This is a genomic window from Dokdonella fugitiva (assembly GCF_004342425.1).
In the GTDB taxonomy this organism is placed as follows: domain Bacteria; phylum Pseudomonadota; class Gammaproteobacteria; order Xanthomonadales; family Rhodanobacteraceae; genus Dokdonella_A; species Dokdonella_A fugitiva.
On sequence record NZ_SLWQ01000006.1, the window covers coordinates 137,054 to 158,066 of the forward strand.

At 71.2% G+C, this 21,013-nt stretch carries 18 protein-coding genes; 9 read left to right on the forward strand and 9 right to left on the reverse strand.

Annotated features, from left to right (window positions below; genetic code table 11):
- Positions 1 to 15 precede the first annotated feature (15 nt).
- The gene (locus EV148_RS11985; protein ID WP_158287446.1) at positions 16 to 1,584 is read right to left on the reverse strand and encodes an AMP-binding protein; all 1,569 of its coding nucleotides are present in this window, start codon (positions 1,582 to 1,584) and stop codon (positions 16 to 18) included.
- Between the two features lie 395 nt (positions 1,585 to 1,979).
- Here EV148_RS11985 and EV148_RS11990 point away from each other — a divergent pair, with 395 nt between their 5' ends.
- Positions 1,980 to 4,229, forward strand: a complete 2,250-nt coding sequence (locus tag EV148_RS11990; protein WP_131998520.1) for a hypothetical protein — start codon at positions 1,980 to 1,982, stop codon at positions 4,227 to 4,229.
- Positions 4,230 to 4,421: 192 nt separating this feature from the next.
- A complete protein-coding gene (locus EV148_RS11995) occupies positions 4,422 to 5,081 on the forward strand; it encodes a glutathione S-transferase family protein (protein ID WP_131998523.1) in 660 nt (219 codons plus the stop codon).
- A 79-nt stretch (positions 5,082 to 5,160) separates the two neighbouring features.
- On the opposite strand, the gene EV148_RS12000 is transcribed toward EV148_RS11995, so the two are convergent.
- Entirely contained in the window at positions 5,161 to 6,720 is a 1,560-nt protein-coding gene (locus tag EV148_RS12000; RefSeq protein WP_131998526.1) for an ankyrin repeat domain-containing protein, read from the reverse strand.
- A 239-nt stretch (positions 6,721 to 6,959) separates the two neighbouring features.
- On the reverse strand, positions 6,960 to 7,598 hold the full coding sequence (locus tag EV148_RS12005; protein WP_131998528.1) for a DUF998 domain-containing protein: 639 nt from the start codon (positions 7,596 to 7,598) through the stop codon (positions 6,960 to 6,962).
- Between the two features lie 149 nt (positions 7,599 to 7,747).
- Between EV148_RS12005 and EV148_RS12010 the strand changes: the two genes are divergently transcribed.
- Entirely contained in the window at positions 7,748 to 8,524 is a 777-nt protein-coding gene (locus tag EV148_RS12010) for a hypothetical protein (RefSeq protein ID WP_131998530.1), read from the forward strand.
- A 62-nt stretch (positions 8,525 to 8,586) separates the two neighbouring features.
- A complete protein-coding gene (locus tag EV148_RS12015) occupies positions 8,587 to 9,459 on the forward strand; it encodes a class I SAM-dependent methyltransferase (RefSeq protein ID WP_131998532.1) in 873 nt (290 codons plus the stop codon).
- A 3-nt stretch (positions 9,460 to 9,462) separates the two neighbouring features.
- Here EV148_RS12015 and EV148_RS12020 read toward each other — a convergent pair whose 3' ends face one another.
- Positions 9,463 to 10,005 carry a hypothetical protein gene (locus EV148_RS12020; RefSeq protein WP_158287447.1) on the reverse strand — a complete coding sequence of 181 codons (543 nt, stop codon included), beginning with the start codon at positions 10,003 to 10,005 and terminating at the stop codon, positions 9,463 to 9,465.
- A gap of 97 nt (positions 10,006 to 10,102) precedes the next feature.
- Positions 10,103 to 11,005 (reverse strand): Vgb family protein, encoded by a 903-nt coding sequence (locus tag EV148_RS18520; RefSeq protein ID WP_158287448.1) that lies wholly within the window; start codon positions 11,003 to 11,005, stop codon positions 10,103 to 10,105.
- 147 nt (positions 11,006 to 11,152) lie between these two features.
- Here EV148_RS18520 and EV148_RS18525 point away from each other — a divergent pair, with 147 nt between their 5' ends.
- From EV148_RS18525 to EV148_RS12045, 5 genes are all read left to right on the forward strand, one after another.
- Positions 11,153 to 13,228 (forward strand): winged helix-turn-helix domain-containing protein, encoded by a 2,076-nt coding sequence (locus EV148_RS18525; RefSeq protein ID WP_158287449.1) that lies wholly within the window; start codon positions 11,153 to 11,155, stop codon positions 13,226 to 13,228.
- A gap of 116 nt (positions 13,229 to 13,344) precedes the next feature.
- Positions 13,345 to 13,770: an organic hydroperoxide resistance protein gene (locus tag EV148_RS12030; protein ID WP_131998538.1), complete on the forward strand. Its 426-nt coding sequence runs from the start codon at positions 13,345 to 13,347 to the stop codon at positions 13,768 to 13,770.
- A gap of 217 nt (positions 13,771 to 13,987) precedes the next feature.
- Positions 13,988 to 14,578 carry a cupredoxin domain-containing protein gene (locus EV148_RS12035; RefSeq protein ID WP_131998540.1) on the forward strand — a complete coding sequence of 197 codons (591 nt, stop codon included), beginning with the start codon at positions 13,988 to 13,990 and terminating at the stop codon, positions 14,576 to 14,578.
- Positions 14,579 to 14,580: 2 nt separating this feature from the next.
- Complete coding sequence (locus tag EV148_RS12040) at positions 14,581 to 16,914, forward strand: putative bifunctional diguanylate cyclase/phosphodiesterase (protein WP_131998542.1); 2,334 nt, start codon at positions 14,581 to 14,583, stop codon at positions 16,912 to 16,914.
- Complete coding sequence (locus tag EV148_RS12045; RefSeq protein WP_131998544.1) at positions 16,911 to 18,125, forward strand: porin family protein; 1,215 nt, start codon at positions 16,911 to 16,913, stop codon at positions 18,123 to 18,125. Before EV148_RS12040 ends, EV148_RS12045 begins: the two co-directional genes overlap by 4 nt.
- A 46-nt stretch (positions 18,126 to 18,171) precedes the next feature.
- Here EV148_RS12045 and EV148_RS12050 read toward each other — a convergent pair whose 3' ends face one another.
- The 4 genes from EV148_RS12050 to EV148_RS12065 all read right to left on the reverse strand — a co-directional run bounded on the left by EV148_RS12050 (position 18,172) and on the right by EV148_RS12065 (position 20,973).
- Positions 18,172 to 18,594: a glutaredoxin family protein gene (locus tag EV148_RS12050; protein WP_158287450.1), complete on the reverse strand. Its 423-nt coding sequence runs from the start codon at positions 18,592 to 18,594 to the stop codon at positions 18,172 to 18,174.
- A gap of 102 nt (positions 18,595 to 18,696) precedes the next feature.
- Positions 18,697 to 18,906: a hypothetical protein gene (locus EV148_RS12055; RefSeq protein ID WP_131998548.1), complete on the reverse strand. Its 210-nt coding sequence runs from the start codon at positions 18,904 to 18,906 to the stop codon at positions 18,697 to 18,699.
- Between the two features lie 511 nt (positions 18,907 to 19,417).
- Positions 19,418 to 20,026, reverse strand: a complete 609-nt coding sequence (locus tag EV148_RS12060) for a DUF429 domain-containing protein (RefSeq protein ID WP_131998550.1) — start codon at positions 20,024 to 20,026, stop codon at positions 19,418 to 19,420.
- 20 nt (positions 20,027 to 20,046) lie between these two features.
- A complete protein-coding gene (locus tag EV148_RS12065) occupies positions 20,047 to 20,973 on the reverse strand; it encodes a M14 family metallopeptidase (protein ID WP_131998552.1) in 927 nt (308 codons plus the stop codon).
- Between the last annotated feature and the right edge of the window lie 40 nt (positions 20,974 to 21,013).

The following is a 21,013-nucleotide window of genomic DNA, read 5'->3' on the forward strand; positions in this document are numbered from 1 at the left end:
TTCGCCGCGGCGCGACTACAGCGGCCGCTCGGCGAGTTCGCGTCGCAGCAGCTTGTCGACCGCCGAGCGCGGCAGCGCGTCGAGGAACTCGACGCGCTTGGGCTGCTTGAAGTGCGACAGCTTCTCGAGGCACCACGCGCGCACCGCCGCCTCGTCGAGGGCCGGGTCGCGCTTGACGACGAACAGGCGCACGCGCTCGCCGTCCTCCTCGTCGGGCATGCCGACCGCGCAGACGTCCGCAATGCCCGGATGCGCGCCGACGACGTCCTCGATCGCGGCCGGATACACGTTGGCGCCGTCGACGTTGATCATGTCCTTGATGCGCCCGAGCAGGTAGAGCGCGCCGTTAGGCTCCATGCGGCCGAGATCGCCGGTGCGGAACCAGCCGTCCGCAGTGATCGCGCGTGCATTCTCGTCGGGCCGCTGGTCGTAGCCGGCCATCATGAACGGGCCGCGCAACCAGACCTCGCCAATCCTGCCCGGCGCGACCGCGCGCAGGTCCGGCGTATCGGGATCGCGCATCGTGACTTCGACCGACGGGAACGGAAAGCCGACGCTGCCGAGGTGCCGTTCGAAGCCGAGTTCGCCGGCGATCGGCACGGACGTCTCGGTAAGGCCGTAGCCTTGCAGCAATGGCTTGCCGGTGATCTGCTCGAAGCGGTCGCGGATGTCCGCGCGCAGCGGCATGCCGCCGACGAGGCCCGAGCGCAGCGCGGAGAAATCGAGTTCGGCGAAACCGGGCGTCGCCATCAGGCGGTTGTGGAACGCGGGTCCGGCGAGGATCGAGTTGATCGGCCGCCCGCGCCAGCCGGCGACGACGCGTTCGGCGTCGATCATGCGCGGGAACAGCAACTGCGTGACGCCGCGGCTCGAATACTGCAGCAGGTTCACCGACATGCCGGCCGCGTGCGAGAACGGATGCACGCTCGCGACGAGGCCACCGGCGCGGCAGGTGTGCTCCTCCATCGCCAGGCGCAGGATCTCGATCCCCGCGCGCATGTTCGCGTGGGTCGTGCGCACCGCCTTCGACACGCCGGTCGTACCGCCGGTGTAGGACATCAGCGCGAGATCGCCCGCACGCACCTCGCGTTGCACTGCCGGCAGGCGCATGCCACGCGCGAGCGCATCGCCGAACGCGACCGCCTCCGCCGGCCCCGGCGGCGCGACGCCGAACAGGTCGGGCGCGACGGTCACGACGAGCTGCTTCATCGCCTCGCTGCCGCGCGCCGCGCGGAAGGTCGGCATCAGCACGTCGAGGCCGACCACCGCCTTCGGCGCGATCGCGCGGATCGGCCCTTCCATCTCCTGCGAGGTCGCCGCGATGTAGACCGGCATGACCGCGAGGCCGGCCGTCCACGCCGCGAGCAGCGCGATCGGGAAGGCGGGCACGTTCGGTAGCAGGAACACCACGCGGTCGCCCGGCTCGAGTTTCCACTCGTGCACGAAGAAGCGCGCAAGCGCATCGGCCTGCCGCGCCCATTCGGCGTAGGTGAGTCGTTCTCCATCCAGTTCGAACGCGACGAGGTCGGCATGGCGCGCGCACGCTTCCTGCAGCAGTGCGAGCATCGTTTCGTCGGGTGCCACGCGGATCTCGCGAGGCAGGTTGTCCGGATACCGCGCCGTCCATGGGCGGCTCGCATACCACGCCGCGGGATCCGCCACGGCTTCGAGTCCACCATTCATTTGTATCACCCCTGTAGCAATGAACGATCCCCTTAATCGTCCATTGTGCCGATCCTACACTTTGCCGGGGCCGTTGCGCTGAACAGGTTGCGCGTCCGGGGTGCGATCCGCGCCCGATGCCCGTGGCCGCCGCCGGCCCGGGGCACCCGACGGCCGATGCGCCAGCGCCCTGCGGCGGCGCGATCCCTGCTTGCCCACCGCATCGGCGCGACGAACGCTCCGCCACTTGTGACGCGGCGCCCGGAAATCCCCGCGGCGGCGCGCACAATGCGCGCACCGCTCGCCGGAGTACGCCGATGACCCTGCATCGCGTTCTTCCGTCCGCCCCGCGGACGGCACGTCACGGACTCCATGCCCTGTTTGCCGCAGCCGCCGCCTGGAACGTGCCGGCGAGCGCGGAGTCGGTGTTCCGCGACGGCTTCGAGCCACTCGAGCCGCCTCCGGCGGTCACGATCCTGCGCGACGACCGCGTCGCCACGCTCGAGATGGACTACGACGGCGAGAATGCCTGGGGCCAATGGTGGACGATGGACGGCAGCGGCCGCGACGCGGCCGGCTTCCTCGTCAGCTGGTGGCCGGCCGACGCGGCGGCATCGATGCCGCGACCTGACGCGAAGCACGACGGCAGCCTCGGCTGCCTCGGCGGCGCGCGCGCGAAATCCGACGCCGCGAGCCTGCGCTGGCTCGTGACCGCCAATCGCCGCGTGCAGCTGCAGCCGCTGCTCAACGACGCGCCGTACCACGTCCGCGTGCAGCGCATCGATGCGCTCGGCGAGATCATCAGCCAGCCGCGCGACCTCGATTTCCCGGGCGGCGACGGCAGCCGGGTCGCCGCGCTGCGCGCGTCGATGACCCACTTCGACGACTTCAACCTGCCGCTCGGCCCCGCCGACGAGACGCTGTGGAACAACGCGACGGTCACCTCGACCGATCCGCGCTTCAACCTGTTCTTCATTAACGACCAGTACCACGCGCACACGCTGCACGGCACGCGCGTCGACAATACCGGCGACCGCTCGCAGACCTCGCAGCGCTTCCGCAAGCCGGTGCGCATCGAGAGCGGCGTGCGCCGGCGCATCGTGTTCGACATGGACGCGCCGCTCAGCCCGCGTTCGGTCTGGTACCTCGACCTCAACCCGGTGCGCACCGACCTCACCGCGCACGTCGACTTCTTCGACATGGACGGCGGCAGCGGCCTGCCCGCGGGCACCCTGCGCCTGCGCGCGCAGTTCCAGACGTTCAGCGTCAACATCGTGGGCATGGACGGCGCCTCGCACCCGATCGCCTCGGTCGACATGGAGGAGGCTGGCCGCCAGGCGGTCTCGAACGTGCGCCGCTCGTTCGAGGCGCGCGTCGGCACCGACGGCATCGAAGTTCTCATCGATGGCCGCAGCGTCATCGACGCGAGCTACGCGCCCTACATGCTCGCGCCCGGCGACTACGAGCCACTGTGGATCGCATTCGGCTACAACACGCCCAAGGACGCCGTGCCGTACTACCTCGTGCACTGGGACAACTTCGGCTTCGACGGCCCCGACGTCGATGCGCGCGAGGTACACAACTACGTCACGCGCATCGAGGGCACCGACTATCGCAAGGCGAACCGCGGCAACGGCGAGTTCCCGAGCTTCACGGTCAGGATTCCCGACGACCTGCGACCCACCGTCGCCGGTGCGACCGCGCAGGCGACGCTCGTGCTCACCTACCAGATGGGCGACTACTCGGCCTTCACCCTCTTGCCGGGCGACCACGTGACGCTCAACGGCAACGCGAGCCATCCGCTGCCGCCGCGCATCAACAACAGCGTGCCGTACAACCCCGACCTGCTCGCCTGGGGCATTCCGTACACCGTGCAGATCCCGCTCGGCACCCTCGTCCACGGCGGCACGTCGCCGTTCGTCGTCGGCGACAAATTTTTCCAGTTCTTCGCCGAGAACACCGGCATCCTCGACGTGCACGTGGAGGTCGCCTACCCGCCGGGCAGCGCGCCCGCCTACACGCCGCCATCGGCGATCCACCATTTCCCGCTGCACGGCGAGCTGCCGCGGCTCGGCCTGCCCGCGCGCTTCGAGCAGATCGGCGACACCCAGGTCGGCGACGAGCACCACCTGAGCGCCGAGTCGCCGGCGCGCATCGCGATCTCCGGCGTCGTACCGCTCAACCTCGTCGTCGGCAACCACAGCTATGCGAACTGGGCGCCGGAACTCATGGTCTTCCCCGTGCAGAGCACCGAAGTGTGGAGCACGGGCGGCACCACCGGCATCGCGACCGTCGAGGTGTTCCTGCGCCCCAGCGGCGGCGGCGCCGAAACGAGCACGCGCGTGCTCGCGCTCGACACAGGCCGCGACGTACCCACGCCGCAGGGCCGCTACCTGCGCAGTTTCGATAGCCGCGCGTTTGCCGACGGCGACTACGAACTGTTCGTGCAGGCGACCTCGCCGTCAGGCCAGAAGAGCCATCCGAGCTACGGCGACGAGACCTACCTCTGGGACGCGGCGCAGCTGTCGGGCGCGTACTACCCGATCCAGGTCCGTATCCAGAACTGAGCGCCGCGACGCTCGCGGCCACGTGATCCGGACCGCGCCGCATCCGCGGCGCGTCGTCCGCTGTTCGCCGAAGGCGCGCAGCTCGCGCCGCGCGCGTCCCGTGCCCCGCAGGCGGCGAAGCGGCGATGATCGCGGTGTCGATCCGCGGCACTCCCATTCGTCGAACCGGCGAACCCACACCGGAAACCACCCATGGCTTCGCGTCCCGCGCTCTACGCCCACCCGTTCTCCTCCTACTCGCAGAAGGTGCTCATTGCCCTGTACGAAAACGACATCCCGTTCGAATACCGCAACCTCGAAAGCGAGGAGCATCGCGACGCACTGGCGCGCCTGTGGCCGTTGCGGCGCTTTCCCGTGCTCGTCGACGACGGCCGCACGATCGTCGAGGCGACGACGATCATCGAACACCTGGCGCTGCGCCACCCTGGACCCGTCGCGCTCCTGCCGCACGATCGAGAGGCCGCCCTCGAGGTGCGCGCGCTCGACCGCTTCTTCGACAACTACGTCTCGACGCCGCAGCAGAAGGTCGTGTTCGATCGCCTGCGGCCGGAAGCCGACCGCGATCCCTACGGCGTCGCCGAGGCACGCGCGATGCTCGATACCGCCTACGCATGGCTGGAGCGCCACATGGTCGGGCGGACCTGGGCCGTGGACGACACCTTCACCCTCGCCGACTGCGCCGCGGCGCCGTTCCTGTTCTACGCCGACTGGACGCACCCGCTCGGCGACCGCTTCCCGAACGTAGGCGCGTACCGCCGCCGCCTGCTCGCGCGGCCGTCGTTCGCGCGCGCGGTCGAAGAAGCGCGTCCGTTCCGCCCGTACTTCCCGCTCGGCGCGCCGGATCGCGATTGATCCGTCGCCGCGCAGGGGCCGACACGCGAGCGCGAGGCGCCGGCTCGCACCCGCCCCGAGGCGGGTGCGAAGTGGCATCTCACGACGAGCGCAGCGTATCGAACCAGGCGGCGACGTCTTCGGCGAACGGATAGCGCGGATCGGGTATCGGCGAACCGGCCGCGATCAGCGCCCGCGCGCAGCCGAGCCAGTCGCCCGGGCCCTGCGGGCGGTTGCGCGAGGCGAAGCTGAGCGTGCCGTAAACGTCGTCGTTGTACGCGTGGCGTTCGTCGTAGCGCGCGCCGTGGGCGAGCAGGAACGTGGCGAGCGCACTGTCGCCGCGGAACACCGCCCAGTTGAGCGCGCTGCCGTCGATGTCGCCGCCGCGGACCGCCACCGGCCAGCCGAGTTCGACCATGAGGCGCACGCCTTCGCCCGCGCCACTCGCGGCGAGTTCGGGCAGCAGGCGCAACTGCATCCGGTCGAGTTCCGCGACGATGCGCGGGCGGCGCGCGAGGATCGACTCCGCCGTCGCGCGGTCGCCACTCGCGCAGGCAACGACGAAGCGCTCGCGCTCGTCGGCGGCTCCGACGTCGACGGCACCGGCTTCGCGCAGCAACACCGCTGCCTCGGCGAGGCCCATGTGCCGGGCGATCTTCAGTGCAGGCACGCCATGCGCATTGCGCGCATTCGGATCGGCGCCGGCCTCGAGCAGGAGCTTCACCACCGCTGCGGAACGCCGCCGGCGCAACGCGTGCGGCAACGGACCGTCGCCGGTGCGCTCATTCGGGTCGCCGCCGTGCGCGAGCAGCAGGCGCAGGCAGTCGGGGCGCTCGAAATCGAGCACGCGCAGCATGGCGTTGGTGCCGCCCACCCGCGCGCCGGCGGCGAGCAGCAGGTGCACGCACTCGATGTCGTCGCCCTCGACCGCGTGATAGAGGGACTCGTCGTCATCCGGATCCGCACCGGCATCGAGCAGCATGCGCGTCAGCGCCGCATCGTGGTTGCGACCCGCGGCAGCGTACAACACGCTGAGTGGATCACCAGGGAACTCGGCGTCCTCGGTCGCATCGTTCGGATCCGCGCCGGCAGCGAGCAGCAGCGCGACGACCTCGCGCACGCCCGTCGCGAATTCCGGCAGCCGCACGAAGGCGGAGAAGCACGCCGCGACCAGCGGCGTGCGCGTCCAGCCCTCGCCGCGCTCGTGCACCCATTGCGGATCGGCGGCAAGCCGCGCGCGCACGGTCGCGACGTCGCCGACCGCGCAGGCGAGCAGCGGCTCGCCATCGAGCAGGCGTGGCCGCTCGCGCAGCATGCGCGCGGCGAGATGGGGACGCGCGGTGTTGAAACCGCCGCCGAACGTCGCCGCCATCCAGCGCTGCAGGCGTTCGCGCGCGTCGACATCCGCCGCATGCGTTTCGACGTACTGCTTGAGCCGTGCCCACGATGGGAAACCGTGTTCGCGCGCGAGGCACGATTGCGCGTCGTGCAGGCGCAGGCCGAGCGCGGCGATCGCCGCATCGTCCCTGCCCTGCGCCGCAGGCAGCGACGCGCGCAATCGTTCGAACGCGGCGCGCTCGCCGGCACGGTAGGCGGCGAGGAGTTCCTTCGCCAGTTTCCTGAGCTGATCGAGGTCCGGCCGCTGCGGCAGGCTTGTCATGACAACCTCCATGCATGGGTGCCGAAGGTCCGCAATCCCGGCTGCACGAAGGTCGTGGATGGCCAGCTGCTACAAGTGGGTTCAACCCTTCCCGCGGACCCGGAGGCGCCTTGCAACGCCGCCGTCACCATAGCACGGGCAGCGGAGCGCATGCTTGCCCGTGCAGCCGGCCGGCGTGGCGGACGCTGGTGCGGAACGCATGCGCATGTGCATGCCGCTCGAGCATGCGGCCCGCGTACTCACGTCGCGTCGATGGCCACCGCCGCACGCGCCGTGCGCAGGCGCCAGGCGCCGGTCGCGAGCCAGGCGAGGATCAGCACGATCACGGCCTTCTGGCTGATGCCGCGCGGGCCGATGCGCAACAGGGCGTGGGCGAGCAGCGCGAGGAATGCGAGCGTGGCCAGCGGCAGCGCGGTCGTGAAGCGCACGTGCCTACCTGCGTCGCGACGCAGGCAGAGCGACTGCCACAGCATCGCGAGCGTGACGGAGAGGAACGCGGTCATCGCCGCGAGGCCGTGAATGCGCGCTTCGAGCGAGTGCGGCCCCGGCCGCGTCGCCGGCTCGGCGAATGCGGTCACCACGAGCGCGGCGCCGCCGAGTGCGAACAGCGCCGGCGCGATGCGCGCGCGCGCCGGCACGCACGCGGCGCGGAAGCCGAGGCCGAGCGCCACCAGCGACGCGGCGAGCGCGACATAGGCGGCCTTGACGATCTGGCCATGGGCGCCGAGCAGGTAGAAACTCAGTGGCGCGGTCGTCCAGTCGAGGTCGGTGCGGAAGATCTGCGCCGCGACGCAGGCCAGTGCGAACACGAGCACGCCGGCGAAGGCGATCGTGCCGAAGCGCGCGGCGCGGGCGGGATTGGTGGGCGCGTACGGCATGGCTGGGCGTCCTCGTTCGGCGCGGCATCATAACGGTCGATGCACCACGCAGCGCGGGCTGGCGGCGCCGCGTGCCGACGATTGTCCACGAGGCGTATATGCTTCATCGGGACGGCCGCCGCGGCGGACGGTGATTCCGGGGGGAATCGATGGAAGTGAAGCACGTCGTCGGCGGACTCGTCGCGATCGCATTGCTGGCCTGGTTCGCACACGGGCTACGCGACCCTCTCCGCACCGCTCTCCCGTTCGGCACCACCGACCTGTCGTCGGTGCAGGTGCAGCTGAAGCGGTTGAGCCCTGCCGACCGCGCCTTGGTCGAAGCCTACGTCAGGCGCAGCCACGGCGACGTGCTGCCGGCGAAGTTCGCCGACCCGGACCAGCCCTTCACCGCGCGCACGTTCGGCGAAGCGATCGCGCTGGAGAAGGCATGGGACGTCAGGCGCGACGCGAAGGACGCCGAGGCTGCCCGACGCCAGGCCGACCGCGACGCGGCGATGGCGCCACTGCGCGATGCAGTCGAGGCGGGCGTCGCGCGCGCCGAGGTGCTCGCACGAGGCGACCTGTACGCGGCGCGGGATCCGTCGGCGCCGGCCAAGCCCGCATCGCCGGGCGAACAGGCGACCGTCTTCGTCGTAACCGTCTCGCTGCACAACCTCGGCGGCAGGACGATCACCGGCGTGCAGGGTTCGCTCGAGGCCCGCGACCGCGAAGCCTGGCTGCCGCTCAACCTCTGCTGGGTCGATCTCGGCGGACGCGGACCGATCGAACCGGCGAGCCGCGTCGAATTCCGTTGCGCCAATCCCAATCGGCACGCCAGTGCGCAGGAACGCGCGTTCATCGACGACGACTCGGACCGCTTCACCCTGGTCTGGAACCCCAGACGGGTCGAGTTCGCCGACGGCTCGTCGCTCGACAGCGGATTGTGAGCGGCGCGGCGGTCGCCGTGGTTGCGGCTACCATCGCCGCTTCGACCATACCGGCCCGCCGCATGACCCTGCCCCACGCCCGCTACGCCGGTCCCCTGCTGACGCGCGAAACCGTCGATGCGATGCGCGCCGCGTTCGTCGCGCGACACACGACCTGGTCGGGCTCGCTCGACCTCGGCTGCAGCGTGGGCGAAGCGGTGCTCGCCGGGACCGGGTGGCGCTGGCGCGGACGCGACTATCCCTGGCCCGGGCCGCTGAAGGACCGCACGATCTACGTCTGGGACGGCACCGCGTTCGTCGCCGCGCAACGCTACGACGGTGCACTGATCAAGCTCGTGCCGACCGCATGGGGCGCACCGACGTTCGAGATCGACGGCATCAAGATGCTGCCGACCTCGCAGCTTTCGCCGTACGCGGACGCCCAGCGCAAGATCGCGCTGGTCGCGCCACGCGGCAGGCACGTGCTCGACACCTGCGGCGGGCTCGGCTATTTCGCACGCGCCTGCCTCGAGGACGGTGCCGGCAGCGTGCACTCGTTCGAGAAGAACGCGGACGTGCTGTGGCTGCGCAGCCTCAACCCGTGGTCGCCCGACGCCGACGACGACGCCGCGCGCGGACGCCTGCTGCTCGAACAGGCCGACGTCGCGACGCGCATCGGCACCTTGCCGGACGCCGCCTACGACGTGGTCCTGCACGACCCGCCGCGCTTCGGCATCGCCGGCGAGCTGTATTCGCAGGCGTTCTACGACGAGCTCGCGCGCGTGCTGCGACCGCGCGGCCGCATGTTCCACTACACCGGCACGCCGAACCGCAAGACCAGCGGCCGCGACGTGCCGCTCGAAGTCGCGCGCCGGCTCGCCCGGGCCGGCTTCACGACCGAGCTCGCGCTCGACGGCGTGCTCGCGGTCCGCGGCGCGGGCCGGCACGCCCGCTGAGCATCAGCCCCGCGGCCAGCCGACTGCGAGATCGAACGTGACGTCGCAGTGCATGTCGGTCTCGTTCATCGACGCCTCGCGGGCTTCGGTGACGACCTTGCCGCTCATGCGCGTGCCGCTCTTGGTCGTGAACTCGACACGACCGTTGCCGCCGTCGAGGCCGGTCAGCGTGCCGTCATCGGCGAGATACATGAGATTGACGATGGTCGCGATGTCGAGGTCGCCGCCGGTGTGCGCGATCTCCATCCAGCCGGCCGCGGTGGCGGCGCGCTGCGCCTCGATCACGTCGCCACGCGGGCTCGTGAACGTGCTTTCGCCCGGCGCCGCCGCGCATGCGGCGCATTTCGCCAGTGCCGCGCGATCGAGCGGCTTGGCCGTGAGGTAGATCGTCGTGGTGACGACACCCTGCGCATCGCGTGCATCCTGGAACGCGATGCCGTCGGTGAACACGAGGCGCTTGCCGTCGCGCTCGCAACTGCCGCTCACGCCGTCGGCGAGCAAAGGCGATGCGAATGCGGCCAGGATCGAGAAAAGTACGACGCGCATGGACGGGCTCCGGTGTGGTCCCGGCGGGACCCTTGCTTCGATACACGCAATGGAGCGGCAGCGGGGGCCACGGGCGCTTCGACGACGCCGGCCGTCGTCACGCATCGAAACCGTCCTCGAAGATCGCCTCGGGATTCGGCCCGAGCGCGAGGAAGGTGCCACCCGAGATGCCGCCGGCGGCGCCCTCGGCGAGGATGCCGAGCAGCGCGCCGCTCGCGCGGTCATGGCGGCGCACGCGGTTGCCCGCGAGCACGAGCAGGCTGCCGTCCGGGGCGATCGCGAGGCCGGTCGGACGGTTCAGGCCGCTCACCACGGTGCCGAGGTACTCGCCGGTCGTCGCGTCGAAGCGGTAGATCGCGCCGCTGCCCTCGCCGCCGACGAGGATCATCGCGCCTTCGTCGACGATGCCGCGCGTCTCGAACAGGCCGGCGCTGCCGCCCGGCACGAACGCGGCCTCCACCTGCATCGTCGCGGGGTCGATGCGCGCGACGCTGCTGGAATCATAGCCGGGCACGTAGAGGAGGCCGGCGCCGCTCATCGCCAGGCCGTTGTCCGCGCCGAGCAGGCCGCTGTCGGACGGCAACACGGTGCCGATCACGGTGCCGTCGGCGGGATCGAGTTCCAGCACGCGGCTCGTGCCGTAGCTCGCGACATAGACGCGGCCATCCGCGCCGAACGCGATGCCGGTCGGATCGACGTCGGCCCCGAACTGCGCGAACACGTCGACGAACGCGTAGTCGAGGTCGGCACGGTAGCGCTGCACCTGATCATCGCGTTCGCTGACGACGTAGAGCAGGCCGTCGGCAGGGTTGAGGCGCACGGCCTGCGCGCCATGGACGTGCCCGGCCTCGTCGAGCTGGCGCAGGAACGCGCCACTGCAGGCGTCGTAGATCGCGACATTGTCGGAGAAGTAGCCGCTCACGAGCAGGTGTTGCGCGCAGGTCGCCTGCGCGCCGGCGGTCACGAGCGACAGCAGCCAGGCGGCGATGCGGATCGACATGGAGGTTCTCCCCGGGCCCCGGAGCCGCGACGATCGCTGCCGATGCGCCGCCGGTCCTTCGCGACCGCTCCGTCCTTCCTCCTTTTTTCCTCCATTCGATGCGCGCACGCTGCGAAGCGACACTCCCGGCTTGCTAGCATCGCGCGCATGGACGACCGAGGCACGCCCGCGATCGCTTACCGCTTCCTCGACTGGCGCTACGAGCCTGCGCTGCGCCGCCTCGTCGGTCCCGCCGGCGAGGCCCGGCTCAAGCCCCTGCTCGACCGCCTGCTGCGACGGCTGCTCGACGAGCCGGGCGCGGTGCTCGCGCGCGAACGCCTCATCGACGAGGTATGGACGCGGCGCGAGGTCAACGACGAAGTGCTTTCGCGCGCGATCGCCGAGCTGCGCGGCGTGCTCGGCGACGACGCGCGCGCACCCCGCTACGTCGAGACCCTGTCCAAGGGCGGTTACCGCTGGATCGCGCCGGTCGACCGCATCGCGGCGCCGTCGCCGGCGGACGCGTCGCCGCAGGGCACGCGGGCGCCGTGGCGCATCGCTGCCACGGCGGTGCTTGCCGTCGTCGCGGGGCTCGCCGCATTCGCCGGTTGGTGGCACGCGCGCGAGCGCGTCGCCGGCCCGGCCGCGCTCGCGATGGGCCTGCTCGGCGCGCATCCGCTCGCGAGCGATCCTCGCCTCGAGTACGACGCGCGCTTCGATCCGGCCGGCCGCGTCGCCTACGTGCGCGGGACCGGCGACGGCGATGCGAGCGAACTGGTGCTCGTCGACCCGAAGACGCTCGCCGAACGCGTGCTCTGGCAGGACGATCACGCCCTGCGTCGCCCGGCGCCGTCGCCGGACGGACGCGAGATCGCGCTCACGCGCTACCTCGATGGCGGCTGCGAACTGTGGAGCGTCGCCCTGGTCGACCTGCAGCGCACGCACCTCGCGGAATGCGCGCCCGCGCCGCAAACCGGGCCCGAATGGGTCGAGGGCGGCGAGGCTCTCGTCTTCACCGGCTCCGCCGCCGATGCCGCGCACGCCCCCGGCCTGGTCGTGCTCGATCGTCGCCGCGGCATGCGTCGCGTACTCACCACGCCGGACATCGCCGAAGGCGCGCACGTCGATGCACGCCTGTCGCCCGATCGGACGCGCCTCGTGTACGCAAGCCGCCACGCGGGCGAGGAGCAGCTCTGGCAGGCCGACTGGCCCGCGATGCGCACGCGCACTGCGCTGCTCGACCGATCCGAACCCGCCTATGCGCACGCGTTCGAGCCTGCCGGCAACGCGCTGTGGGTCGCCGGCGACCTCACGCTCTACCGCGCCCTGCACCGCCTGCGCGCCGGCCATCGGCCCGAACTCATCGGCGGACGTGGCGCACTGTCGATCGATCTCGCGCCGAACGGCGCCGCGGTATGGGCGGAAGCGAACTACGATGCCGACGTCTGGCTGCGTGCGAACGCGCAGGCGCCGTGGCGCGTCATCGCGCGCTCGAACCGCTACGAATCGCAGCCGGAATTCTCCCCCGACGGCACGCGCATCGCGCTGATCAGCAACCGCAGCGGCGCCGAGAGCGTGCTCGTCGTCGACCTGCGCGACGGCAAGGTGCGGCCACTCGCCCTCGATCCCGCGTTCCGCTGGTTGCGCCCGACCTGGACGCCGCGCGGCGATGCGCTCGTGATCACCGCCTACGAGGACCGGCATACGCGCCTGTACCGCTATCCGCTCGACGGCGACGTCGCCACGCCCATTGCGCATGTCGAAACCGACGCGTTCCTCGGCGTCGAACTCGCCGATCGCCTCGTCTACCTCGGCGGCCACGGCAACAGCCGGCCACTCATGCAATTGCGTGCAGGCAGCACTGTCGCCGAACCGGCCGGCATCGAGGCCGTGACGACCTACCGCGCCTCGAACGACTGGGTCGTCTGGCGAGCGCAGGGCTCGACCGACCTGCACGTCGCGCGCTGGCTGACGCCGACGATCGTGCGCACGCTCGCGAGCGACGACGATGGCGAGGCGTTCACGATCACCGGCGATGTCGTCACCTGGCTTGACCACGGCGCGCTCTGGCGCGCGAACTTGCCGGACGGCACGCCCGTGAAGATCGCGAGCGATCGCGTGCCGGACGGCAACGGCCCGAGCCTCGCCGCGGGCAAGGACGGTGCGCTCGCGCTCGTCACGCTGACCTCGCTCGGCATCGACCTCATGATCGCGGAAGCCGCACTGCCGCCGGGCCCGCGCTGAGCTTCGTACGCCGGATCAAGTTTCCCGTACTCGGCGTTCGCCTTCGGACGGGCGCACCGGGGCACAGTATCGCCACGGCGCGATGCCGCATTCCCCCGATCCCAAGGAGTACCTCCATGTCCATCGAAAAAGTCCTCTACGTCGCCGAAGCCTCCGCCACGGGCGGCCGCGAAGGCCATGCGGCCTCGTCCGACGGGGCGCTCGACGTCAAGCTGTCGACGCCGCGCGAGCTCGGCGGCAGCGGCGGCAGCGGCACCAACCCCGAACAGTTGTTCGCCGCGGGCTGGTCGGCCTGCTTCCTCGGCGCGCTCAAGTTCGTCGCGGGCAAGCAGAAGATCACGCTGCCGGCGGACACGACCGTCACCGGCCGCGTCGGCATCGGCCAGATCCCGACCGGCTTCGGCATCGAGGCGCAGCTGACGGTGCACGTACCCGGGCTGCCGCGCGAGCAGGTGCAGGCACTGGTCGATCAGGCGCACGTCGTCTGCCCGTATTCCAACGCGACGCGCGGCAACATCGACGTGACGCTCGCGGTGGCGTGAGGCATGTTCGTGGCGGCGGCCCGTGGCCGCCGCCACGCTCGGCATTGCGGCCACCGTCGCCCCGCCCGTCCGAACGCAGGCGTACTGCGGCCACCCGATGTCGCTGCCGTGATCCTGCCCCACGCCCCATGCGCTAGACTGCCCCCGGTTCGTCCGTGAAGGGGAACGGATGCGCGTCGGCTTGCCAGCGATGGCTGCGTGGGTATGCGTTTCGTCCGTGACGACGGCGGGCGAACTCGATGTCGTCGTCGTCGACCTCCACGGTGCGCCCGCCACGGACGCGGTCGTCAGCGTGCACGGACGCGGTGCGCCTCCGGCGCGCGAAGCGGTCACGCGCGCGATCGACCAGCACGACGAAACCTTCATTCCCTACGTCGAGGTGTTCCGCCCCGGCGACCGCGTCGTGTTCCACAACAGTGACCGTACGCGCCACCACGTCTATTCGTTCGCACCGGCGAAGTCGTTCGAATTCGTCATCGCCCCGGGCGGCGAGACGCCACCGGTCGTGCTCGACCGCACCGGCGAGATCGCGGTCGGCTGCAATATCCACGACCGCATGATCACCCACCTCTACGTGTCGGATGCGCCGTGGATCGCCAAGTCCGACGCCCGCGGCCGCGCCGTGTTCGACGCCCTTCCCGCCGGCCGTTACACCGTCAGCGTCTGGCACCCGCAGTTGCGCCCGGGCAAGGCGGAGCCGGAACAGGCGATCGACGTCGGCGGCGAGGCGGCGAGCTTGCGGTTCTCGCTGCCGCTACTGGCCGATCCGCGCCCCGATCCCGACGACCGGGAGCGCACGCGCTACTGACCATGAATTTCCGCCTGCGCCTCGCACTGCTGTTCGTCACCACGCTGGTCGCGGTGCAGGCGTTCACGGCGCTGCTCGCCTATGGCGTCGCGCGCCGCGCGCTGATCGCCGATGGCGAGCGCCAGCTCGCGGTCGGCGCCACCGCGGTCGCGCGCCAGCTCGACGACATCTCGGCGCGCGTGGCCGACAACGTGCAGGTGCTCTCGCTCGACTTCGCGCTGCGCGCGGCGATCGCGCAGAACGACCAGAGCACGGTGCTGTCGGCGCTGCGCAACCATGGCCGGCGCATCGGCGCCGAACGCATGCTGCTGGTCGGCCTCGACGGCATGGTGCGCTCGGACACGGCCGCGCCCGCGGGCGAGACGTTCCCGTTCCCCGACCTCGCCGAGGCGGCGCTCGACCATCCCGCGGCCGCGGTCGTCGCGATCGGCGGCAAGGCATACTGGATGATCGTCGTGCCGGTGTACGCGCCCAAGCCGATCGCGCTGATCGCCGCCGGCATTCCGGTCGACGACGCATTGCTGGCGCACCTGCAAAAGTCGTCCGCGCTGCCGAACTCGCTCGAGCTCGTCACCCTCGGCGGCGACGGCCGCTGGGCCGACATCGCGCGCGGCGACAACCGCGTCGAGATCGCGCCCGCGCTCGCCGGCCGCGAGCTGCCGCTGCACCCGACCCTGATGCAGCTGGACGCGCGCGAGTACGTCGTGCTCGCGACGCGCCTGCGCGAGTCCGAGCGCAGCGCGCCGGTTGCCGCGATGCTCGGCTATTCGCTCGACGACGCCCTGCGCCAGTACCGTCCGGTGGCGGTCGCATGGGCGAGCCTGGTCGCGCTCGGCCTCGCGATCGGCCTCGCAGGCGCGCTGCTCATCGCGCGCGGCGTCGCACGGCCGATCGAGAAGCTGGCCGCCGCCGCGCACCGCATCGGCGCCGGCGACTATGCGCCGGCCGCCGCATCCGGCAAGCGCGACGAAGTCGGCCAGCTCGCTGCCGCGCTGTCGAACATGACGCTCGCGATCGCCGAGCGCGAGGAACGCATCCGTTACCAGGCCGAGCACGACGCGGTCACCGCACTACCGAACCGCCATGCCGCCGAGGCGGCGATCCGCCAGGCGCTGCTCGCGCGGCCCGAGGCGGGGGCCTTGCTGATGGTCGGCCTCGCGCGGCTGCCCGAGGTGATCCAGACGATGGGGCACACGATCAGCGACCGCTTCATGCACGACGCCGGCATGCGCCTGCGACCGTTCGCCCAGCGCGGAATCGTCGCGCGCGCGACCGACACGCAGTTCGCGGTGTGGCTCGACGGCGCCGACAAGGCCGAGGCGATCGCGATCGCATTCCGCATCCTCGACGTGCTCGGCGTGCCGTACCAGGAAGCGGACCTGTCGATCGACACCGCGCCGGCGATCGGCATCGCGCTCCATCCCGTGCACGGCGACGAAGCGGGCGCGTTGCTGCGTCGCGCGGAGGTCGCGCTGTTCGCCGCGCTCGGCGCGGAGGATCCGGTCGCCGTCTACGACGCGGGTACCGACCCGCACCGGCCGGAGCGGCTCACGCTGATGAGCGAACTGCGCGAGGCGCTCGACCGCAACCAGCTGCGCCTGCATTACCAGCCGAAGCTGCGCCTCGCCGACGAACGCATCGACGGCGCCGAAGCGCTGCTGCGCTGGCAGCATCCGCTGCGTGGCGCGATACCGCCCGACGCCTTCATCCCGCTGGCCGAACGCACCGGCAACATCCGCCGCGTCACGCGCTGGGTGCTCGCCAGCGCCATCGCGCAGGCGCACGAATGGGCCGCGCGCGGGCACGAGCTGCGCATCGCGATCAACCTGTCCGCGCGCGACCTCGACGATGCCGACCTGCCGACGCGCGTCGCCGACCTGCTGTCGCTGCACGCGGTCGCCCCGCGCACCATCGTGCTCGAACTGACCGAGAGCGCGGTGATGGGCGAGCCCGACACCGCGGTGCAGGTGCTCAAGCGCCTCGCCGACCTCGGCATCGACCTCGCGATCGACGACTTCGGCATCGGCCAGTCCTCGCTCGCCTACCTGCGCCGCCTGCCCGTGCGCGAGATCAAGATCGACCGCTTCTTCACCCAGAAGCTCGGGGAGGACGTCGGCGACCGCACGCTCGTGCGCTCGATCGTCGAGCTCGGCCATCGACTCGGCTACCGCGTGACGGCCGAAGGCATCGAGACGCGTGCCGCGTTCGAATACCTGCGCGAGGTCGGCTGCGACCACGTGCAGGGCTACTACATCGCGACCGCGCTCGAGCCGGACGCGCTCGAAGCGATGCTCGGGCGCGACGAAAGCGCGGCGGCCCGGGGCGTTCGCGCGTGAGACGCGCCGTGGCGCTCGCCGCGTGCGCCGCGCTCGCGCCGCTCGCGCGCGCGGCCGACGTCGACGTGCGCGGCTGGCTCGACTGCCGGCTCGTCGGGCGAGCGGACGAACGCAGCTATGCCGACGGCGGGCTCGGCAAGACGCGCTTCGGCGGCGGCGGCGTGGATGCGACCTGCGCGCAGGCAGGCGTCGCGTTCGACGCGGTGCTCGCACCCGCGCTCGCGGCGCACGCGCAACTGCAGTACCAGGCCACCGGGCGCGACGAAGCGTCCCTGCTGGACGCTTGGCTGCGCTACCGTCCCGTGTCGACCACGCCGCTGCGCTGGTCGGTCAGGCTCGGCGCGTTCTTCCCGCCCGTATCGCTCGAGAACGACGCGCTCGGCTGGAGCAGCCCGTGGACGCTCAGCTCCTCCGCGATCAACGCCTGGGTCGGCGAGGAACTGCGCGGCATCGGCGCGGAGGGCACGTTCGAGTGGCGTGGCGAGCGCTCCACCTTCGCCGGCGTGTTCGCCCTCGTGCGCAGCAACGACCCCGCGGGCGAACTGCTCGCGGCGCGCGGCTGGTCGATCAGCGATCTCGTCTCCGGGCTCGGCAGCCGCGTGCGCGAACCGGATGCGTATGCGCGAGACGAGGACGAAGCGGTGCCGCTGCGCTTCAATCCGTTCCTCGAGAACGACGGCCGCCTCGGCTGGTACGCGGGTGCGAGCTGGGAAACGCGCGGCGTCGGCACGATCAGCCTGCTGCGCTACGACAACGAAGCCGATCCGGCGAGCCGCAGCCGCGGCACGTCGCCGGTACTGAGCTGGCACACCGACTTCTGGAGCCTTGGCGCGCAGTCGCGCGTCGGCGACGTCGTGCTGCTCGGCCAGGCGATGAGCGGTTCGACCGCGATCGCGCCGTCGCCGTTCTTCGCCACGCACACCGATTTCCGGGCGGCCTATCTCCTCGCCGCGCGGGATCGGGGTGCATGGCGACCTGCGGTGCGCATCGACGCGTTCTCGACCGACCAGTTGCCGCGTTCGATCGACGGGCGCGTGCGCGAGCACGGCAGCGCACTCACCGTCGCGCTCAACTGGCGCCCGCGCGCATGGCTGCGGGTGACCGGCGAGGCGCTGCACGTGCGCAGCTGGCGCAACCAGCGCGAACTCGAAGGCCTCCCCGCGCAGCGCGACGACACCCAGCTGCAACTGGGCCTCCGCGTGATTTTCTAGTCGCGCCCTTCGCCGCGCTCGTCGTGCAGCCCCGCGACACGCGCACTCAGGGACGGCCCGACGCCGCGTCCGCACCTCCACGGGTGAGCAGCGACCGATACGCCGCCTCGTCGAAGCCGGTGATGCGAAGACGGGCGGTGACGAGCACGGGCACGCTGTTCGCATGCAGGCGCCCATAGAGGGCTCGTGCGGCGTCGGACACGTCGACGTCGTAGACGACGTGCTCCACCTTCATCGCATCGAGCAGCGCGCGCGCCTGGCGGCAGTACGGACACGTCGTCGTCGCGAACAGCACGACCGGGTGGCCGGCTTCGCGCACGATCGCCGAATAATCGCCCGTCTGCTGCATGGGCTGCGCGACCAGGCTGCGCACGACCGACACGCCGAGCCAGCCGCAGGCGGCAGCGACCGCGACGAGCGCGAGCGTGGAGAAGACGCCCCGCAGCCTGCGCAGGACTGGATTCATCATGGTTCTCCATGGACCGCATCGCCGGCTGCATTCCTCGCAGCCGCCGACGCACATGGCACGGGGTGAACACGGGTGACGTCCCTGTCGCCCGGCAGGAAACGGCTAGATGCCGTAGATCGCGCAGCAGACGCTGGCCGGCAGCCAGTTCAGGCACGCGAGGTAATGGTTCGTATTGGCCGGATCGATCACGCAGACGTGACCGCCACCACCGCCACCGCCCGGCGGCAACGCCCACGCGGAAGCCGCGGACAGCCCGAGGACGAGACCGAACAACACCGTGCGCACGCGCATCGCGCCAAGTCGCTTCTTCATGGAAAGCTCCTTTGTTGACAATGGGACCGCGTCATTGCGGCCCGTCGACGGAGAACGCCCAGCCGCGGCGAAATGAGACATGCGCGGGCGCGGAGCCTCGTTCGCGATGCGTGTGCCGTTGCGCTCGCGTCGCAGGACATCGCGCTGAAGCCGGTCCCGCGCAAAGCCGGTTCGCGAGGCAGAGCAACTGTCCCTGGGCGCCACGATGCAGGAGCGGCTTCAGCCGCGGTGTTCTCCCGCTCGCACGAAACGCTCGGCGTTCCCTGCAGGAGCCCGACCCGTGGCGACGCGGCGTCGTAGTGCACCGAGGCGCGTCGCGCACGGGGTGCGCTCCTGCAGGTGATGTGCGCCGTACGAGTGAGGGGCTCCAGCGGTGCTCTTCGATGGATCGTCGCTCCCACGGACGCAGTGCGCATGGTCAGTAGTGGATCGCGACGTTCCAGCCGTTGGCGTCGACCACGGGCGACGACGGCAGCGACGCCGCGACGCCGTCGGCGATCCGCCGTGCGGACTACAGCGCGGCGAGCGCGTCGAGCACGTCGTCGGCAGCGGCGAGGCGGCGCGGGACCGACGCAAGCAACGCCCGCACGGCCGCCTCGTCGAACACGCGAGCGAGCAGCGCGATGCGACGCTCGCGCCCTCGAGGGGTCTTCTTTCCCTCGACGAGGCCGGCGCCCCCATTCAGCGCCGCGAACGAGACTTCCGGATGAACCTCGAACACGCGCGCACGCGCGTCGGCGTCCGCGCGCAACGTCTCGTCCCAGGCGCGGATCTTCGGCAGGATACCGAATGCCTGCGCGCTGAGGCCGCGACCACCGTCGAGCTGCCGATGCAATCGCAACGCCTCCGCATACGTCGTCGCGCCGAGCACGCCGCGCACGGGCACCGAAAAGACGCTCGACGCACGCGGCCAGCCAACGAATGCACGCGCGTCACGATCGGGGGCGCGCGGTCCGCGTTCGGACAGGCCAATCGGCACGTCGACAGCGATCACGCGCGCATCCGCGTGCGCGGCGATGAGTTCACCCGGACCCGGGTGCACGGCGAACGCGAAACCATCGCACGTGCGCTCGACCGCCAACCAGCCGGCCTTGCACCCATCGACGCCGATGCAGCGCATGCGGTGCGGATCGCCGTCGCTCAGCGCGGCGGGTGCGCGAGCGCGAAGTCGATCGCGGCGCAGACCGCGGCCGCCTGCGCGGCGTTGCACTGTTCGGGCGTCGCGCGCGGGCTGTCGGGATACACCTCGGTCGTGCTCGTGTAGGGCGCGTTGGTGATGCCCGCACAGAGGCCGAGCTGCTTGAGCGGGTAATTGATGACGCCCGGCGCGACCACGGGCGAGCCGATGATCTCGCCTTTCGCATCGGCGGGCGCGATGTGCGTGACCTTGGCGACCGCGGCGATCAACGCCTGCTGGAACGCCGGCTGCGGATTGTCGCTGTCGCCGACGACGTAGAAGCCGTCGGGTATCGTGCCCGGCTCGAACGGCGCGCCGTCGCGCGCGGCGAGCGCAGGCCGGAATTCCGTCTCGTCGCTGTCGGTAGTCTCGTGCAGGTCGATGTGCACGAGCACGGCGTCGCGCAGCGGCGCGACCAGGCGCAACAGCGCGGCCGATTCCGCGGCGGGACTGTCGTCGCGGAACGAGCGGTTCGGATCGAGCGCGAGCGGATTCCAGCGATGGATGCGCTCATACGCCCACGGACTCACGCATGGCGCGACGAGCAGGTTCACGCGTCCGGCGTAGTCCTGCGCATGACGGTCGAGGAAGCGCAGAGCGCCATGCACGCCACTGGTCTCGTAACCGTGCACGCCGCCGGTGACGAGCACGATCGGCAACGCATGGTTCCAGTCGCGGCTGCGCACCGCGAAGAGCTCGAATTGCTCGGGCGGATAGTCGAGCTGGCCGTAGGGCGCGATGTCGAAGCGGTCGCGCAGGCGATCGATCGCACGGGCAACCTCGTCGACATAGCTGCGGCGACGCACCTGGCGCGCGCGCCACTCGGCGCGTTCCGTGTCGCCCCAGGGCTGGCCGGGCGTGCCGATCGGATAGGTCGAGGATGACAGCATGTTTCGTTCCTGCCGTGGCTGAATCCGGAACTTTAGCACC

Bases quoted from the DNA above. Each gene is read 5' to 3' on its own strand.
- EV148_RS12030 (WP_131998538.1), top strand. From the start codon at position 13,345: ATGTCCATCGAAAAAGTCCTCTACGTCGCCGAAGCCTCCGCCACGGGC.
- EV148_RS12005 (WP_131998528.1), bottom strand. From the start codon at position 7,598: ATGCCGTACGCGCCCACCAATCCCGCCCGCGCCGCGCGCTTCGGCACG.
- EV148_RS12010 (WP_131998530.1), top strand. From the start codon at position 7,748: ATGGAAGTGAAGCACGTCGTCGGCGGACTCGTCGCGATCGCATTGCTG.
- EV148_RS12020 (WP_158287447.1), bottom strand. From the start codon at position 10,005: ATGCGCGTCGTACTTTTCTCGATCCTGGCCGCATTCGCATCGCCTTTG.
- EV148_RS12015 (WP_131998532.1), top strand. From the start codon at position 8,587: ATGACCCTGCCCCACGCCCGCTACGCCGGTCCCCTGCTGACGCGCGAA.
- EV148_RS18520 (WP_158287448.1), bottom strand. From the start codon at position 11,005: ATGTCGATCCGCATCGCCGCCTGGCTGCTGTCGCTCGTGACCGCCGGC.
- EV148_RS12000 (WP_131998526.1), bottom strand. From the start codon at position 6,720: ATGACAAGCCTGCCGCAGCGGCCGGACCTCGATCAGCTCAGGAAACTG.
- EV148_RS11995 (WP_131998523.1), top strand. From the start codon at position 4,422: ATGGCTTCGCGTCCCGCGCTCTACGCCCACCCGTTCTCCTCCTACTCG.
- EV148_RS12055 (WP_131998548.1), bottom strand. From the start codon at position 18,906: ATGAAGAAGCGACTTGGCGCGATGCGCGTGCGCACGGTGTTGTTCGGT.
- EV148_RS18525 (WP_158287449.1), top strand. From the start codon at position 11,153: ATGGACGACCGAGGCACGCCCGCGATCGCTTACCGCTTCCTCGACTGG.
- EV148_RS11990 (WP_131998520.1), top strand. From the start codon at position 1,980: ATGACCCTGCATCGCGTTCTTCCGTCCGCCCCGCGGACGGCACGTCAC.
- EV148_RS12040 (WP_131998542.1), top strand. From the start codon at position 14,581: ATGAATTTCCGCCTGCGCCTCGCACTGCTGTTCGTCACCACGCTGGTC.
- EV148_RS12060 (WP_131998550.1), bottom strand. From the start codon at position 20,026: ATGCGCTGCATCGGCGTCGATGGGTGCAAGGCCGGCTGGTTGGCGGTC.
- EV148_RS12050 (WP_158287450.1), bottom strand. From the start codon at position 18,594: ATGATGAATCCAGTCCTGCGCAGGCTGCGGGGCGTCTTCTCCACGCTC.
- EV148_RS12065 (WP_131998552.1), bottom strand. From the start codon at position 20,973: ATGCTGTCATCCTCGACCTATCCGATCGGCACGCCCGGCCAGCCCTGG.